Genomic DNA, 16,096 nt, shown 5'->3' with positions numbered 1-16,096 from the left:
CGGACGCCCCGCGCCGCAGCGGCCCGGGTTCCCGCAGGCGCGGTCGCGACCGGTCAGCTGGTGGTGCAGGTGATGCTTGTCGGCGGGTTGTTCGTGCCGGTCCAGCTCGCGATGAAGCCGAACGTGGTGGAGGCGCCCGCGGCGAGCGCGCCGTTGTAGGCGACGTTGGAGACGGCCACGTTCGACCCGCTCTGGGTGTGGGTGCCGTTCCAGATCTGGTTGATCACCTGGCCGTTGGGGAAGCTCCAGGACACCTTCCAGCCGTTGATCGGCACCGCCCCGGCGGTGACCGTGACGTCCGCCTGGAAACCGCCGGCCCACGAGTTGGTGATGGCGTACTTCGCCGTCGCCTGGCCGGCGGGCGGCGGGGTGGTGCCGGTTGGCGTGGGCGTCGGCGTCAGCGTGGGGGTGGGGGTCGGGCCGCCGAAGGTCAGCTTGACCACGTACGCGAGGGCGCTGTACGGCGCGCTCGCCGACGGCATGGTGATGTGCAGGCCGGACCCGTCCTGGGTGGGCCGGGGCAGGTTGATGTACGTGCCGGCGGTGGAGCCGAGCAGCTGCACGCCGGTCAGGGTGCTCAGGTTGACCCGGCTCGACGTCATCGTGGTGATGTTCAGGGTGCTGCCCGGCCAGCCCAGCACCGTGGCGTACAGGACGGTGTTGTCCTTGCTGCGGGTGAAGCGGATGTCCCGGTTGGTGCCCGCGCGCGGCGTGACGAATGATCCGCCGCCCATCTGGGTGGGGCCCTCGCCGTAGACGGACCAGACGCGGGTGGCGTAGACCGACTCACCGAACCGCTTGAGATGGTCGCCGATGCCCCGCAGGATGCTCTGCTGCCCGGACGGGATGACGCCGTCGGCCGTCGGGGCGACGTTGAGCACCATTGTGCCGTTCTTGCTGACCCGGTCGATCAGCGCGTGCAGCAGGGCGATGGTCGAGGCTTCGCGCCTCGTCCGGCGTCAGCTCCCCCAGGTGGCACACCGCCATGGCCTGCTGCCAGGCCAGGTCGAGCTGCCACGACGCGTGGGGTGGCTCACGGCCGGCGACGACCACGAGCGCGTCGTCCGGCAGCGACGGCAGGAACGTCTCCCGCAGCCACTCGTCCAGCCCCTGACAGTGCTCGAACGCGTCGACGACGAGCACCGAACCGGCCCCGACCGGCCCCCTGATCTCCGCCGTGAAGCCCGCCGGCGAGGGGTCGATGAGCCGGCCGTTGATCTCCGTGACCGGCCGGCCGGCGTCGCGCCCCTCGTCGGCGAACCGCCGCAGGAGCGTCGACTTGCCGACCCCGCCCGGCCCGTACACGTAGATCAGGACGGGCGCGTCCGGCTCGCCGCGCAGCGCGGCCCGGAACGTCGCCAGTTCCTTCGCCCGGCCGACGAAGGCCCGCTCGCGCGCCCACCGCAGCCTGTCCGCCAGAGTCATGCCCCGATGGTAGGCAGCCGATGTTGCGAATCCGTCATCCGCCGGCCCAGCATCACCACGCTGAACAGGGGACACACCCCGGGGCGCCGCCGCGCCGGATCAGGCGACGAAGCGGGTGCGGCGACGGCGGGCCAGCAGGAAACCGCCCACGCCGACGGCGACCAGCAGGAAACCGAGGCCGGCGATCAGGCCGGTGGGGGCACCGGTGATCGGCAGCGACCCGTCATCGCGGCCCCCGGTGCCGCCGGCCTGCTTCACCGTGATCTTCGCGGTGTCGTTGGCCGGGGCCAGGTCCTTGACCGGGCCGTCGCCGTCGAAGGTGTGCAGCTTCACCGTCCCGGTCTGGCTGCCGGCCCGGTCGATCCGCAGCGTGAACTCGAACGTCACCCGCTCGCCCCGGGGGATCGTGCCCCGGGCGGAGCACTCGTAGACCCGCGCGCCGGGCTTGCCCGGCTGCCACTCGTCCTCGTCCGGGTCCACGCAGGACTTCGACACGGTCACGGCGGTGACGCCCTCCGGCAACGTGACCATGGTGGCGATGTTGAGCCCCCGCTGGCCGTTGGGCCCGACGCGCGCCGGGCCGTTGTTGAGGTAGCCGACGGTCATCGGCACGGTGGCCCCGGCGGCGCCGGTCACGGTGGCGCCCTGCGCGGCGGCGTCGGCGCGCTGGTCGCCGGCGACGGTCAGCGTGACCCGGGTCTCGTTGTCCACCGGCTTGGTGTCGGTCTCCCCGGGCGCCCGGGCCTCTTGCGCGCCGCCGGCCGGCACCAGCGTCAGGGCCGCGTCGGTGCCCTTGCGCCCGAACGGCTCGGCCGGCGCGTGCTGGGCCCGGAACTCCGCCCAGTCGGCCGGGGTGAACCACACGGCGAAGCTGTGGTGCAGATTCGGGGCCCACGCGTCGGCCGGGATCGTCCCGCCGAACGTCGGGTCCACCCGGACCGTCTCGCCGGGTGCCAGCGACTCGTCGAAGGTGCAGGCGAGGCTGCTGTCGTCGAGGGCCGGGTCGACGTATTCGCAGTTCTCGTAGCGCTTCGCCGGGGTGAACCCGTAGGAGCCCGACAGGTACAGCACCGCGCCGTGCACGGTCTTCGTGCCCCGGTTGGTCACCGTCAGCGGCACGTCGACCCGGGCGCCGGGCTCGCCGTCGAGCGAGAGCTGACGCTCGGCGACGAGGTCGACCCCCTCGCCGGTCGTGACGGTCGAGCGGTACGTCGCGGTGCCCACGCCGGGCGCGGTCACCGTGAACGCCAACGCTCCCTGCCGGCCCGCCTCCGCGCCCGGCCGCGCCGTCACCGCCAGGCTGAGCAGGCTCGAATCCTCGCCGTCGTCGGTCAGCTCGCAGGTGATGACCTCGCCCGCCGTCGTGCAGGAGCCCCGGTCGTCCTCCTCGACCTCGGCGAACGCGGCGACCGCGCTGCGGTCCACCCGCACCGTGTACGTGCCGAAGGGCCGATCGGGCAGCGCGCGCAGCGAGACCCACTTCTGCGGGCCGCCGGGGGCGACGGTCACGTCGTTGGCGTAGAGCGTCACCTCGTCGGCCGGTGCCGCGGCGACAGCGGTGCCGGTGGAGGTCGCGACGAGCGCGCCGACCACGGCGAGCCCGGCGAGCCAGCGTCGGACGGGATGCTGGTGCATGACGGTGCCTCCGGTCGGGGAAGTCAACGAGGTGCGGGTGGGGGCCCGGAGAGCGCCCGGGGCACGGCCAGGCTCTCACGGATGCCCGCGCCGTGGTGTCCCGTACCGGGCTGCGGGATCAGCGCAGGTGGATGCGATTGCCGCTGATCAGGGCGGCGGCGTCGGAGGCGAGGTGGCAGATCACCTCGGCGACCTGTTCCGGGCTGGCGAGGTGGGTGCCGCTGTCTGCGACGTACTGCCGGACGGAGTCGGTGATCCAGCCGGTGTCGGTGACCGGCGGGTGGACCATGTTGGCGGTGATCCCGAACCGGGCCAGCTCCGCCGCCGCCGACATCGTGTAGTTCTCCTGCGCGGCCTTGGCCGCGCCGTAGGAGACCTCCTCCGGGAAGCCGCCGCTGCTGCCGGAGGTCAGCCCGACGATCCGCCCCCAGGTCGCGCCGCGCGCCGCGTGCCGACGGGCGAACTCGCCGATCAGCAGCGCCGGGGCCATCGCGTCGACGGTGAACTGCTGCGACCAGGAGGCGGCGGTGACCGGTTGCAGCGCCCGCCCGTGCCGGTCGGTCGGGGCCGGGGCGAAGGTGTCCGCGACCCAGCCGGTGGCATTGTTGATCAGGATGTCGACGGGCCCGAACGCCTCCTCGGCGGCGTCGAAGAGGACGGCGGCGGCCTCCGGGACCCGCAGGTCCTGCTCGACGGCGAGCGCCCGGCCGCCCGCCCGGCGGATCTCCGACACCACCGCCTCGGCGTCGCGGGCCCGGCTCCGGCGGTAGGCGTCGGGCACGCCGGGGTCGGCCGGGTCGTGCACCCGCCAGTACGCGCAAAGCACCGCGCAGCCCCTCCCGGCGAGGGCCCGGGCGGTCGCCGCGCCGATGCCGTGGTTCGCTCCGGTGACGATCGCGACGTGACCGTTGCGGGGACTGCTCACCGATCCACCTCCGCTGTGGCCGGGCTGGTTTCCGGCTCCCAACAGCCTGGACCGGCTCCCCGGGCCGATCAACCGGGTTTCCCGCCGCCGGGCCGGACGCCGTCGAGGAGGATCCGCAGGTAGCGTTCGGCCCGCTCGTCGGGCTCGTCGCCGATGCGCACGGCGAAGGCCACGCCGCAGAGGAGATGACGCAGGTCGTCCTCGGTGAGGTCGGGGCGAAGCGTGCCGGCCCGTCGGGCGTCGTCGAGCACGGCCCGGGCCAGCTCACCGAGTTCGGCACGGCGGGCGGTGGTGCCGGGGTCGGCGTCCTGCTCCGGCTCCCCGGCGATCACCTCGGCGAACGCCGGGTCGGTCAACTGCCGCGTCAGGAGCGCCCGCAGGAGGATCTCGACGCCGGTCCCGGGGTCGTGTCGGCTCGCGGCCCGGGCGTCGTCGAGCAGCGCGGTGAAGGTGTCCTCGGCGAGGGCCTCCAGCAGCGCGCGGCGGGTCGGGAAGTGCCGGTAGACGGTGCCCACGCCGGTGCCGGCGCGGCGGGCGATGTCGTTGTGCTGCAGGGACAGGTCGCCCGAGGCCACCGCGAGTCGGGCGGTCGCCAGCACCCGGTCGCGGTTACGGGCGGCGTCGGCGCGACGTGGCGTGGTCACCCCGACAGCCTACCGAATCGGATTGACAATCCGCTTCGGGTCGCCTTGAATCGGATAGGTAATCCACTTAGCCCCTGGAGAGGTCCATGACCCGCACCGCCACCTGGAACATCACCGACCTGCGCGACCAGACCGGCCGTACGATCGTCGTCACCGGCGCCAGCAGCGGCCTCGGCGTCGCGATCACCCGGCACCTCGCCGCGCGCGGCGCCCGCGTGGTCATGGCGGTCCGCGACACCGCCAAGGGCGATCGCGTACGCGACCAGCTGCGCACCGAGCACCCGAAGGCGGCCCTCGACGTCCGCCATCTGGACCTGCTGGACCTCGACACCGCGCACCGGTTCGCCGACGGTCTGCGCACCGAGCAGGTCACCATCGACGCGCTCGTCAACAACGGCGGCATCGGCACCGTGCCCCGACGCCTGAGCCCGCAGGGCGTGGAGAGCCAACTCGCGACCAACCACCTGGGACACTTCGCGCTCACCGGCCTGCTCCTCGACCAGCTCGCCAAGGGACGCGACCCGGTCGTGGTCACCGTCGCCTCCGGCCTCTACCGGCTGGGCCGCCTCGACCTCGCCGACCTCGCCGCCGAACGCCGCTACTCGCCGGGCGGCGCGTACGCCACCTCCAAGCTCGCCAATGTGCTCTTCGCCCTGGAGCTCGACCGCCGGCTGCGCGCCGCCGGCTCCCCGGTGCGCAGCCTGCTCGCCCATCCCGGTGTGGCCAGGACCGACCTGGACCGCGACTCGCCGCGCCTGATCCGCGCGGTCGGAGCGCTGCTGAGGCTCTTGCTGAGCCGGCCGGTCGACGACGCCGTGACGCCGATCCTCTACGCCGCCACCGAAACCGCCGCGCCGACCGGCCGGCACATCGGACCGGGGCGGCCGCCACGCCCGGCGCGGCCGACGTTCGAGCCGCTCGCCGGGGCGGCCACCGACCCCGGCCTCGCGGCGCGCCTCTGGGCCCGGTCCGCGCAACTCACCGGAGTGGACGTCGCGCCGGCCGCGCCCCAGGGCGACCGGACTCCACGTACGCCCTGAGGCCCACCCAGTTGCGGCGCTCCCACCTCGGGGCGACCAGCGCCAGCAGCGGAGACAGCAGCCGCATCGGCCCGGCCAGGCACATGTCCCAGTCCCACTCCAGGCGCGTACGGCCCTCGACGTCGGCGAAGGTCAGCGTGCCGTCGACCCGCAGGTACGCGGAGCGCACGACGGTGCGCAGCCGGTGCGGCCTGGCGTACTCCACGATGGTCACGGTCAGCTCGCCCCGGCCGCCCATGCCCCTGGGCACGGCCACGAACCGGGTGCCGGGGCCGACCGGTCCCGCGCTCACCTTCTCGGCGCGGGCGATCCGCGAGTTGTAGCGGGGCTCGTTCCGTTCGTCGGCGACCAGGTCGAAGACCTCGTGCACCGGGGCGTCGATGGTGAGCTGCCCGGCGACGCGGGTCATACAGCGCCCCCTCTGCTCACCCTCGGCTCCGTCGTCCGGATTCTATGCCCGGGCGGAACCGGATTCGGCCCGCTCCGCGAAGCGTCGGCGCAGGCCGGAGGTGTTAGATGGGATCATGGAGATCGTCGACCGGCTGGCCGGGGCCTCGCGGATCGGGCTGGGGCTGGCGGCCGTGGTCCGGCCGGGCTACCGGGGTCGTGCAGCTGCGTTACCGGTTCCGTGTCTACCCGACGCCTGGTCAGCAGATCGCGCTGGCGAAGAACACCTTCCATGCCGGCGGTGACGTCGCGAAGGCCGGCGCGTGCGGAAGCACCACGAAGGAGGCCGGCCGGATCCCCATGGCGATGACCGACAGGACCAGGACCGTCAAGGCGATCAGGACGAGCGGGAGGAACAGGATCTGTCCCAGGGCGGGCATGAGCACGATGGCGGCGGCGTTCACGACTGCTACCAGCAGGCCAAGCAGTAGCACGACGCGCCGATGGCGCACCGTGGCAGCGCACAGCTCACTGAGCATGCGGTGACGATACGCGTGACCAGCGGCGGGACGCCCCCTGAACTCCGGTGGCCGGACAGGTCGACTCAGCTCTGCTGGCGCAGCCCGTCGACGGTCCGTCGTTTCTCGGACGAATAGGTCATGTCCTACCTGCGGTGTTCGGTTCCGCCCGGTAGGTCGAGGCGGCCAAAGCGGACAGGTGCTTCGGTGTGCTCATGGTTCGCACAAGGCTGTTCCGATGGGTGACCCCTGGGAGGACGGAGTGGGTTCTGCTCCTGACCGCCGCAATCGTTGGCGGGCTGGCGTGGAAGGCGGGTGCATCCGAATGGGCGGGCCTGGTCCTGTCGCTCGTCATCGCCTTGCTGGTTCGGTGGGCACGGCAACGAGGCCTCATCGATCGCGCTCTCGTCCGCTGGCTCCACCGTCACGAGAAGCCTTCCGCCGCTTGAGCCGACGCAACGCCCACCACCTGCCGGATCGTGTCCTCGCCCGCCTCGACTGGCTCGGCGAGCCGGTACCTCCACGGGTGATCCTCAGTAGCTGACGTTGTTGGTCACAGCACTGGCTGGGGGCTAGCCGTTGGGCTCGCGCGGTCGCGGCGGGTTCGCCGGGACGACCAGTTCCACCTCGTTCGCTTCGAGGGCGTCCCTCAGCTCGGGTGCCGGCATCCGGTCGGTGACCAGGTAGTCGGCGGCGCCGAGCTCCGACACCTGGGCGAACAGCCGACGGCCGAACTTGGACGAGTCGGCGAGGATCGCCACCCGGGTCGCGCGCGCGAGCATCTCCTGCATCATCGCGGCTTCGGCGAGGTTGCTCGTCGTGTAGCCGGCGTCGGCGGCGACCGCGCCGACGCCGATCAGCGCCAGGTCGCAGCTGACGTCCAGCTCGGCGCCGGTGTTGGCGCGGAAGCTGACCGGGCCGACCGTGGCCAGGGTGAGCGAGCGCACCGCGCCGCCGAAGATGTAGATGTCGCGGACGGCCGTGGGCGGCAGCGCGCCGGGCACCAGCAGGTTGTTCGTCGCCACCGTGAGGTCGCGGTGCTGGCGCAGGTTCCGGGCGAGCGCGAGCGTGGTCGTGCCGCCGTTGATCATGATGGTCGAGCCGTCCTGGACCAGCGCTGCGGCCAGCGTCGCGATCTTCTCCTTCTCGCGCTCCTGGAGGGTGAGCCGCTGGTCGACGGCCCGGTCGGTGCGGGAGATCGTGGCGAGGCTGACGGCGCCGCCGTACGTGCGCACGAGGATGCCGTCGGCGCTTAGCTGGTCCAGGTCGCGTCGCACGGTGTCGATGGAGACCCCGAAGCGCTCGGCCAGCTCGCCCACCGTGACCTGGCCGGCGTCGGCGACGTACGCGGCAAGCTGGGCCTTGCGCCCGGCGGGCAGGTGGCGCTGCCGTTCGTCCCTGTCCTCGCTCACTGATCTCCCTCCATCAGTGCGGCAGTATGCCACATATGCGCCTCACCCACGCGCATCGCCGCACAGAACAGCAGGGAGCAGCCAGCGCCGGCAGGGCCACACAGACCGGACTCACCTGCGCACACCAAGTACCTTTGCAGACCGGCAGCCCATCCAGTCGACCCTGCGGCGCTGCACTATGCCGCACTACGCAGCTTTCTGCTGTTCTTCTCTTGTCTTCATCCGTAACACGCTGCTAACGTGACCGCCAACACAGCAAAGAACAGAAAGATCTAGATATAGAAGGAGCCCGCCATGACGACTCGCGGTACCCGGCTGAAGCGACTGATAGGGGCGGTGACGGTGGCTGCGACGGTCGCCACCGTCGCGGCGTGCGGCTCGGGCGACTCGGGCGACGCCGCCTCCGACGGCACCGTGACGCTGGAGTTCGCCCAGTGGTGGGGAGCCGAACTCCCGGCCGGGGACTTTGACAAGATCATCAGCGACTTCACGGCGCAGAACCCGAACATCAAGATCAAGCTGCTCAGCGCCCCGTACGCCTCGACCAAGCAGCAGCTGGTCACCGCCGCGGCGTCCAAGACGCTGCCCGACGTGGTCGGCCTCGACGGGGCCTGGGTCAACGACTTCGCCAAGCAGGGCGCGATCACCGACATGTCGAAGCTGATGGCCGACTCGAACTACGACGCCAGCCAGCTCGCCAGCCAGATCCAGCTCGACGGCAAGACGTACATGATCCCGGTGGTCAACTTCGTCTACCCGCTCTTCGTCAACAAGGACCTGCTCACCAAGGCCGGGGTCGCGGACGTGCCCGCCACACGCACCGAGTTCCTGGACGCGGCGAAGAAGATCAGCGCGACCGGCGACAACGTCAAGGGCTGGGCGCTCCCGCTCGACACCGCCGTGCCCAACGGCATCCAGAACGACGTCATGTCCTGGCTGTGGGCCTCCGGCGGCAGCATGCTGGCCGACGGCAAGCCGAACCTGACCAGCCCGCAGGTCAAGAGCACCGTCGAGTACGTCAAGAGCCTCAACGACGCCGGCGTCATCGCCCCCGGCTCCCTCACCATGAAGGAGCAGGACAAGGTCGAGAAGTTCACCAACGGCCAGGTCGGCATGATGATCGACTCGCTCGCGCACATCAACCTGATCAAGAAGAACAAGCCGGACCTGAACTTCGCGGTGGCGGCCCTGCCGGCCGAGGACGGCTTCACCGGCAAGCGCGGCATCCCGTACGCGTCGTGGGGCATCGGCATCTCCGACTCCACCAAGCACAAGGCCGAGGCGTTCAAGTTCGTGTCCTACCTGATGAGCCAGGAGACCAACGCGAAGCTGAGCACCATCGCCAACGGCTTCCCCGGCAACAAGAACGCCGAGCCGGACTTCAGCAACAGCGACCCGCTGTTCAAGTCGGCCTTCGACATCTACAAGCAGGGCTACCCGGCCAACGAGTTCGTCGGTCTGCCCAAGGCCGAGGACCTCATGCGCAGCTTCGACGAGCAGCTCCAGCTCGTGCTGACCGGCAAGCAGAGCGTCGACGACGCCCTGGCCAAGTCGCAGGAGTCCTGGTCGTCGGTGATCGGTTAGTCCACCCGGGCGCCGGGCCGGGCACCCGCGCGGCGCCCGCCCAAGGTGGCAGCGGTGTACTACGCGCCCCGGGAGCCCGCGGCCGCCCCCCCGGGCGCGGGGCCCGCCGAGCGGGCCGCTTTTTGCACCCCTCAATGATCCCGCCCCCCCCCCCCCGGCCAAGGCCGCGGTTGTGGTGGTGGTGGTTTTTGTGTACCCCCCCCGGGCCCCCCCCCCCCCCCCCGGCGCGGCGCCCGACCAAGGAGACAGCGATGACATCCGCGCACGTCGAGCCCGCGACCGCGCCGCAGGGCGCGGCGCCGGCCGAGCGGGCCGCCCCCGGCCGGGCCCGCGCCAATCCGGCCCGGCGCCTCGTCCCGTACGCCTACCTGTCCCCCACGATCGTGCTGATCGTGGTCCTGATGGTCGTCCCCATCGTCATGGTGATCGGCTACTCGGTGCGGGACAACGTGATCGTCCAGGAGAACTCGGTGTTCGCCGGGTTCGCCAACTACACCAAGGTGCTCACCGACCCGGACTTCCTGGTCGCGCTGAAGAACACCGCCGTCTTCATCTCGGTCAGCACCGCGGCCCACCTGGTCCTCGGCCTCGCCTTCGCGATGATGCTCAACACGTCTCTGCTGAGCGGGGTCACCAAGGCGGTCTTCCGGATCGTCTACATCCTGCCCTGGCTGTTCACGATCGCGGTGATCGCCGTCATCTGGCGGCTGCTGCTCGACCCGGCCGGCGTGGTCAACTACGTGCTGCACACGCTCGGCCTCGTGCAGGAGGGCGTGAACTGGCTCGGCGACCCGGGCACGGCGCTCTGGGCGGTCACCTTCGTCAACATCTGGTCCGGCTACCCGTTCTTCATGATCAGCCTGCTCGCCGCATTGCAGGGGATCTCCGCCGACCTGTACGAGGCCGCCGCCGTGGACGGGGCCGGCCCGCTGCGGCGGTTCCTCAACGTGACGCTGCCGCAGCTGCGGCCCGTGATCGTCAGCATGGCGGTGCTCGACCTGATCTGGACCTCCCAGCAGTTCGCGCTGATCTGGATGATGACCGGCGGCGGGCCGCTGAACACCACCGAGATGCTCAGCACCTACACCTACAAGCAGGCCTTCAGCGAGTACGAGTTCGCGACCGCGTCGGCCGCCGCCGTGATCGTGCTGCTGCTGACGATGGTCCTGGCCTTCTTCTACGTACGCCAGCAGCAAAGGGAGCGGTGAGATGGCAGGCGTCAAGCGGCGGCACACCCTCGCGAAGGCCGGCGTCGTCACGGGGCTGGTCCTCGGCGGGCTGTTCGCCGTCCTGCCGGTGCTGTGGATGCTCTCCACCTCGTTCAAGGGCAACGGGGAGGTCTTCCAGAACCCGCCGCAGCTGATCACCGAGGGCTTCTCGCTCGACGCGTACCGGGAGATCCTGGGCAACGGCGAGCAGCTGCGGTTCTTCGTCAACAGCTACATCGTCGCCGGTGCGGTGACCGTCCTGACGCTGCTGGTGGCCGTCCTGGCGGGGTTCGCGTTCAGCCGCTTCACGTTCCCGTTCCAGCGGACCATCAACGCCGTGATCGTCAGCGTCCAGGCGGTGCCGCCGATCACGCTCGTCATTCCGTACTTCGGGCTCGTCGTCGCGCTCGGCCTCTACAACAGCTATGCCGGCCTGATCCTCACCCACATGGTGTTCACCCTCCCGTACGCGATCATCATGACCACCGCGTACCTGAACACGCTGCCCCGGGAGCTGGACGAGTCGGTCAAGGTCGACGGCGGCACCGGCTGGACGGCGCTCTGGCGCATCCTGGTGCCGATCTCGGTGCCCGGCCTCATCGCGGTCGGGGTCTACACGTTCATGATCTCGTGGAACGAGTACCTTTTCGCGCTCACGCTGACCCGCACCAACGACATGCGCACGGTGCCCATCGGCATCCAGCTGCTCATGGGCCAGCACTCGTACGAGTGGAACCAGATGATGGCGATGAGCATCCTCGGCTCCATCCCGGTCCTCGTGCTCTTCCTCCTCTTCCAGCGACGGTTCATCGGCGGGCTCACCGCCGGCGCCGTCAAGGCCTGACACACCCCTCTCGCAATAAGGAGTAACACCGACATGCTGACGACCGGCAAGGCGATCCTGGACGTCGCCAACGAGCACAGCTTCGCCGTGCCCGCCTTCAACATCAGCGACTGGGCGATGTTCCGGGGCATCGTGGAGATCAGCGAGGAGAAGAACGCTCCCCTGATCGTCGGGATCCACCCCGACGAGGTGCGGCACATCGGCCGCGAGATGATCACCGGGATCATCGAGCGCGCGCACAGCTCGACCGTCCCGATCGCGATCCACTGGGACCACGGCGCGACCTACGAGCAGATGCTCCAGGCCTTCCAGTACGGCTTCACGTCCGTGATGATCGACGGCTCGCTGAAGCCGTTCGACGAGAACCTGGCCATCACCAAGAAGGTCACCGACTCCGCGCACGTCCTCGGCGTGTCGGTGGAGGGCGAGCTGGGCACGATCGGCGGGAACGACAGCTACGCCGAGGCCGGCGCCGCCGAGATCATCTACACCGACCCGGACGACGCGGTCACTTTCGTCGAGACCACGGGCGTGGACAGCCTCGCCATCGCGATCGGCACGTTCCACGGGTTCTACCCGGCGCACCTCAAGCCGGAGCTGAAGCTCGACCTGCTCAAGGAGATCAAGGGCCGGGTGGGGATCCCGCTGGTGCTGCATGGCGGCTCCGGAAACCCGGACGACGAGATCCGGGAGGCTGCCCGGATCGGCATCAACAAGATCAACATTTCGACCGACATCAAGGTCGCCTACCACGACAAGATGCGCCAGGTGCTGGGCAGCGACTCGAAGGTGCGCGAGCCCAACGCCATCCAGCCCGCCTGCCTCGACGCCATGAAGGAGGTCGCCGCCCACAAGATCGACCTGTTCGGCGCCACCGGCAAGGGCGCGCTCTACTGACATGGCCGACGCCTCCCGGGTGGTCCTCGGCCTCGGCGGCTGCGTCGACCACGAGGTGACGCTCACCGCCGACGTCCTGGAACGGTTGGTCGCCGACTACGGCATCGCCGCCGCGGAACTGGCGTCCCCGCCGACCACGGTGAACGGCGAGCGGGACCTCGTGGTGTCCATCCTCGGCTACGTGGCCCAGGGGCGGGGCGGCGAGCACTTCGTCGCCGCCGCCCCGGCCCTGGCGGCCTTCGCCGGCCGGTTACCGCACCGCACGACCCTGGGCGGCACCTCCGTGCGGGCCGGGATCCTGCTCAGCCGGCTGGGCGTGCCGTCGACGCTGCACCTGGTCAGCGTCAACGACACCGTCCGGCGGCTGCTCCCGCCCGACACCGAGTACGTCTCCAGCGGCGTCGCGGACACCTACCATCCCCACCTGATCGTCCAGTATCACCAGGGCCTGCGGGTCCGGGCCGGCGACATCGACGTCACCGCGCCGTTCCCCAACCGGCTGATCTACGTCAACGACCCGGCCAACAGCGACCTGCTGCTCACCGTCGACCTCGGCGACCGGCTCAGCAGGGCCGACGTTTTCCTCGTCTCGGGCTTCAACGCCATGCGGGACGAGGCCGAACTCGACCGGCGGCTCGCCGAGCTGCGCGCCCACATGCGGCGGCTGCCACCCGCAGCGGTGACCTACTTCGAGGACGCGGCCTACCACGAGCCCGGCTTCAGCCGCCGGGTCCGCGACGCGCTGCTCGACGCCATCGACGTGTACGGGCTCAACGAGGACGAGGTGCAGTCCTATCTCGGGCACACCGTCGACCTGCTCTCGGCCGACCAGGTCGCCGACGCGCTCACGGCGGTCCATGCCCTCATCCCCGCGCCCACGCTGGTGCTGCACACCAAATACTGGGCGGCGGCGTTCGGCGCACACGCCGGGCGCTACGCCGGCGCCCTCGACACCGGCACCCTGCTGGCCGCGACCCGCTACGCCCACGGCGACGACTTCACCGACGCCGACGCCGACCGGCTGCGCCGGCAACCCCGCCGGCCCGAGTCCATTGCCTTCGCCCGGGCCCTGCACGAGCGGCTCGGCGACCGGGTCCGCTGCGTCCCCGGGTTCGCCCTCGACGTCGCGAACCCCACGACCATCGGCCTGGGCGACACCTTCGTCGGCGGCTTCCTCGCGGCGCTCGTCCGGCAGGAGGAACGATGACCATCGAGGCGCTGCCCGCCAACCAGCCCGGGACGTTCTACCGGGGCGCCGGCCGGATCGCCCGGTTCCGCGACGCGCCGGCACGGCCCGACCGCCCCGAGGACTGGGTGGGCTCGGTGACCAGCCGGTTCGGGCTCGCCCCGGCCGGGCTGTCCACCCTCGCCGACGGGCGGGTGCTCGCCGAGGCCATCGCCGCCGACCCACGCTGGTGGCTCGGCCCGCAGCGCACCGACACCGGCGTGCTGGTGAAGCTCCTCGACGCCGGGCAGCGGCTGCCGCTGCACGTGCACCCGGACCGCCGCTTCGCCACCGCGCACCTGGCCTCGCCGTACGGGAAGACCGAGGCGTGGGTGATCGTCTCCGCGCGCCCCGACGCGTACGTCCACCTGGGTTTCGCCCGGGACGTCGAGGCCGGCGAGCTGGCCGGCTGGGTGGCCGGCCAGCAGGTCGACCGGATGCTCGCCGCCACCAACAGGGTCCCGGTCGCGGCCGGCGACGCGATCCTCTGCCCGGCCGGGCTGCCGCACGCCATCGGCGACGGCATCCTGCTGGTCGAGGTCCAGGAGCCGACCGACTACTCGGTGCTGCTGGAATACGAGGGCTTCGGCCTGACCGAGGGCCACCTCGGCCTCGGCTACGACCTGGCCCTGAGCTGCGTCGACCGGGGCGCATGGCCGCCTGCGCGCCTCGCCGGGCTCCGGGGCACCGGGGCGCGGCTGCTGCCCGAGGCCGCCGACGAGTTCTTCGCCGCCCGCCGGGTGCGCGGCGGCGACCGCCTGGGGCAGGGCTTCGGCGTCCTGGTCGTGGTGGCCGGCGCGGGGCGGCTGACCGGCGAGCGGGACGACCTGCCGGTGCGGCGGGGGGACACGCTGCTGGTCCCGTACGCCGCCGGACCGCTGCGGCTCGACGGCGCGGTCGAGGCGATCCGCCTGGCGGCGCCCACCGCCCCGGGCCGCGTCGACGCCTGACCTCGGTTGCCGACCCCATCGCCGGCCCCCTGCCCTTCGGCACCTCCCGGTGCGCAGGCGACGGCTACTCCACGGATCCGCAGGTTGGGGGGTTCGACGGTCTCACCCAGCGGCAGGTGGCCGAGCTGATGGAAATCACGCCCGGCCGGGTGCCGAGCGGCACCGAAAAACTGCCGGGTCACATTGGGCAGCATTGGCCCGGCATGGCCGATTTACGCCGGCCGAAGAATTCGTCGTTGACCAGCCGTCAATCGATAGCTATATAATCGATGAAATTGGATTTCGGTCTATCGAAGGGATCGCTATGTCCAAGTTCATTCGGCTGTTCATCGCGGCTGCCGCTCTCGCGTCCGCCTTTGCCGGTGCCCAACTGGCGCTGACGTCGGAGCCTTCCGGTGACGTGGTCGCGTCGTGCGCCATAGCGCCGCGTGGGTGCCACAGCTGACCTGCGCTTCTGCGGCCATCGCTCAGCTCGCAGCGTTGAGTGGCACCTCGCCTGAGGTGCCACTCAACGTCCAGCGGGGCGGGAAGAGACGTGCTTGCGGCGAGCGCAGGTGGTCCCGGTCCAGCGTCACCTTGCGGATACGGCACCGCGCTCGAGGTGACCTTTGGGCTCTCGCTCTCGCGGCAGATCTCCAGCGCCTGTGCCGGCAATAGCTTGCGCTGCGGATGCGCTCGCACGTGACCTGCGCGGCGTCATCGCCTGGCACCACAGGAACCATCTCCTACCGGGACGAGCGAGGTGTGGTCGCGGATCTGCATCTTCTGCGGAACACCTGTTGGCTATGAAAATGTTGGCTGCTCACCGTCGGGACGCCGAGGAATATCTGCTTCCTGGTCGATCACCCCAGGCTGACCAGTGTCGAGAAATTCCTCGACCTGTGTGCGGAGATCTTCCCCGAGGAGGAGATCCCGGATCGGGCAAGACTCGTGCTCGACGACGTCTTCGACGGCTGGTAGCCCCGTCCGCGAATTTCCGGCAACGTACGAGACCTGCGCGATGCGCAATGGCAAGAGCTCCCCGGCACCGGCACGACACCGACCGCCCGGACGAAAGGGTCGTGACCGCCGAGGGCGCGCCGGGTTTCACCCGCGGACTGCGGGCCGGACTCTTCCTGCTGGGCGTGGCCAACATGGTTGGTGAGGGCACCTTCTGCAAGGGTGCCACCGACCGGGACGCCCGCTTCCTTGAGCTGACACGACCGGCTGGTCATCCTCACCGACGAGCAGACGCACCGGCACGGCTCCCCGACGTCGCGGACGCAATGCCGGCACACCTTCGGCGGCCTGTCCGACGCCGCGTTCGCGATGATCCCGCTCATCGAGGCCGGGTCGCGCGACCGGTGGCCGTTCTGAGCGGTTCGGCGATGACGGGCGGGCCCCGGTCGATCGCTGGCGATCC

The 16,096-nt window shown here is 70.9% G+C and carries 15 protein-coding genes and 1 pseudogene; 8 read left to right on the top strand and 8 right to left on the bottom strand.

Annotated features, from left to right (window positions below; translation table 11 throughout):
- Window positions 1-53: 53 nt before the first annotated feature.
- The 5 genes from ACFT41_RS30475 to ACFT41_RS30455 form a co-directional block, all read right to left on the bottom strand.
- Entirely contained in the window at window positions 54-884 is an 831-nt protein-coding gene (locus tag ACFT41_RS30475; RefSeq protein WP_377589900.1) for a cellulose binding domain-containing protein, read from the bottom strand.
- Window positions 787-1,425: an AAA family ATPase gene (locus ACFT41_RS30470; RefSeq protein WP_377589901.1), complete on the bottom strand. Its 639-nt coding sequence runs from the start codon at window positions 1,423-1,425 to the stop codon at window positions 787-789. The genes ACFT41_RS30475 and ACFT41_RS30470 overlap by 98 nt, the downstream gene beginning before the upstream one ends.
- Before the next feature lie 99 nt (window positions 1,426-1,524).
- Window positions 1,525-3,060: a cell wall anchor protein gene (locus tag ACFT41_RS30465; protein WP_377589902.1), complete on the bottom strand. Its 1,536-nt coding sequence runs from the start codon at window positions 3,058-3,060 to the stop codon at window positions 1,525-1,527.
- Between the two features lie 118 nt (window positions 3,061-3,178).
- On the bottom strand, window positions 3,179-3,985 hold the full coding sequence (locus tag ACFT41_RS30460) for an SDR family NAD(P)-dependent oxidoreductase (protein WP_377589903.1): 807 nt from the start codon (window positions 3,983-3,985) through the stop codon (window positions 3,179-3,181).
- A gap of 68 nt (window positions 3,986-4,053) precedes the next feature.
- On the bottom strand, window positions 4,054-4,629 hold the full coding sequence (locus ACFT41_RS30455; protein WP_377589904.1) for a TetR/AcrR family transcriptional regulator: 576 nt from the start codon (window positions 4,627-4,629) through the stop codon (window positions 4,054-4,056).
- A gap of 86 nt (window positions 4,630-4,715) precedes the next feature.
- On the opposite strand from ACFT41_RS30455, the gene ACFT41_RS30450 reads away from it, so the two are divergent.
- Window positions 4,716-5,669: an oxidoreductase gene (locus tag ACFT41_RS30450; RefSeq protein ID WP_377589905.1), complete on the top strand. Its 954-nt coding sequence runs from the start codon at window positions 4,716-4,718 to the stop codon at window positions 5,667-5,669.
- Here the strand turns inward: ACFT41_RS30450 and ACFT41_RS30445 are convergent.
- The gene (locus tag ACFT41_RS30445) at window positions 5,608-6,078 is read right to left on the bottom strand and encodes an SRPBCC family protein (RefSeq protein WP_377589906.1); all 471 of its coding nucleotides are present in this window, start codon (window positions 6,076-6,078) and stop codon (window positions 5,608-5,610) included. The two genes, ACFT41_RS30450 and ACFT41_RS30445, sit on opposite strands and share 62 nt — an antisense overlap.
- 107 nt (window positions 6,079-6,185) lie before the next feature.
- Between ACFT41_RS30445 and ACFT41_RS30440 the strand changes: the two are divergent.
- A pseudogene (locus ACFT41_RS30440) lies at window positions 6,186-6,314 on the top strand (hypothetical protein); the annotation flags it as partial.
- 2 nt (window positions 6,315-6,316) lie between these two features.
- Here ACFT41_RS30440 and ACFT41_RS30435 read toward each other — a convergent pair.
- Both ACFT41_RS30435 and ACFT41_RS30430 read right to left on the bottom strand, forming a co-directional pair.
- Window positions 6,317-6,595: a hypothetical protein gene (locus ACFT41_RS30435; RefSeq protein ID WP_377589909.1), complete on the bottom strand. Its 279-nt coding sequence runs from the start codon at window positions 6,593-6,595 to the stop codon at window positions 6,317-6,319.
- A 551-nt stretch (window positions 6,596-7,146) separates the two neighbouring features.
- Window positions 7,147-7,986: a DeoR/GlpR family DNA-binding transcription regulator gene (locus tag ACFT41_RS30430; RefSeq protein WP_377589907.1), complete on the bottom strand. Its 840-nt coding sequence runs from the start codon at window positions 7,984-7,986 to the stop codon at window positions 7,147-7,149.
- Between the two features lie 294 nt (window positions 7,987-8,280).
- On the opposite strand from ACFT41_RS30430, the gene ACFT41_RS30425 reads away from it, so the two are divergent.
- The 6 genes from ACFT41_RS30425 to ACFT41_RS30400 all read left to right on the top strand — a co-directional run bounded on the left by ACFT41_RS30425 (window position 8,281) and on the right by ACFT41_RS30400 (window position 14,694).
- On the top strand, window positions 8,281-9,570 hold the full coding sequence (locus ACFT41_RS30425) for an ABC transporter substrate-binding protein (protein WP_377614072.1): 1,290 nt from the start codon (window positions 8,281-8,283) through the stop codon (window positions 9,568-9,570).
- A gap of 251 nt (window positions 9,571-9,821) precedes the next feature.
- On the top strand, window positions 9,822-10,778 hold the full coding sequence (locus ACFT41_RS30420; RefSeq protein WP_377590223.1) for a carbohydrate ABC transporter permease: 957 nt from the start codon (window positions 9,822-9,824) through the stop codon (window positions 10,776-10,778).
- A gap of 1 nt (window position 10,779) precedes the next feature.
- Window positions 10,780-11,622, top strand: coding sequence for a carbohydrate ABC transporter permease (locus ACFT41_RS30415; RefSeq protein ID WP_377590221.1), 843 nt, complete (start codon window positions 10,780-10,782; stop codon window positions 11,620-11,622).
- A gap of 33 nt (window positions 11,623-11,655) precedes the next feature.
- A complete protein-coding gene (locus ACFT41_RS30410; RefSeq protein ID WP_377590220.1) occupies window positions 11,656-12,519 on the top strand; it encodes a ketose-bisphosphate aldolase in 864 nt (287 codons plus the stop codon).
- Between the two features lies 1 nt (window position 12,520).
- Window positions 12,521-13,726 carry an ADP-dependent glucokinase/phosphofructokinase gene (locus ACFT41_RS30405; protein WP_377590218.1) on the top strand — a complete coding sequence of 402 codons (1,206 nt, stop codon included), beginning with the start codon at window positions 12,521-12,523 and terminating at the stop codon, window positions 13,724-13,726.
- Complete coding sequence (locus ACFT41_RS30400; protein ID WP_377590217.1) at window positions 13,723-14,694, top strand: class I mannose-6-phosphate isomerase; 972 nt, start codon at window positions 13,723-13,725, stop codon at window positions 14,692-14,694. The genes ACFT41_RS30405 and ACFT41_RS30400 overlap by 4 nt, the downstream gene beginning before the upstream one ends.
- Window positions 14,695-16,096 lie beyond the last annotated feature (1,402 nt).

This window comes from Micromonospora sp. NPDC057141 (genome assembly GCF_042670805.1).
Taxonomy (GTDB): domain Bacteria; phylum Actinomycetota; class Actinomycetes; order Mycobacteriales; family Micromonosporaceae; genus Micromonospora.
This window is presented reverse-complemented; position numbering and strand designations above follow the sequence as displayed.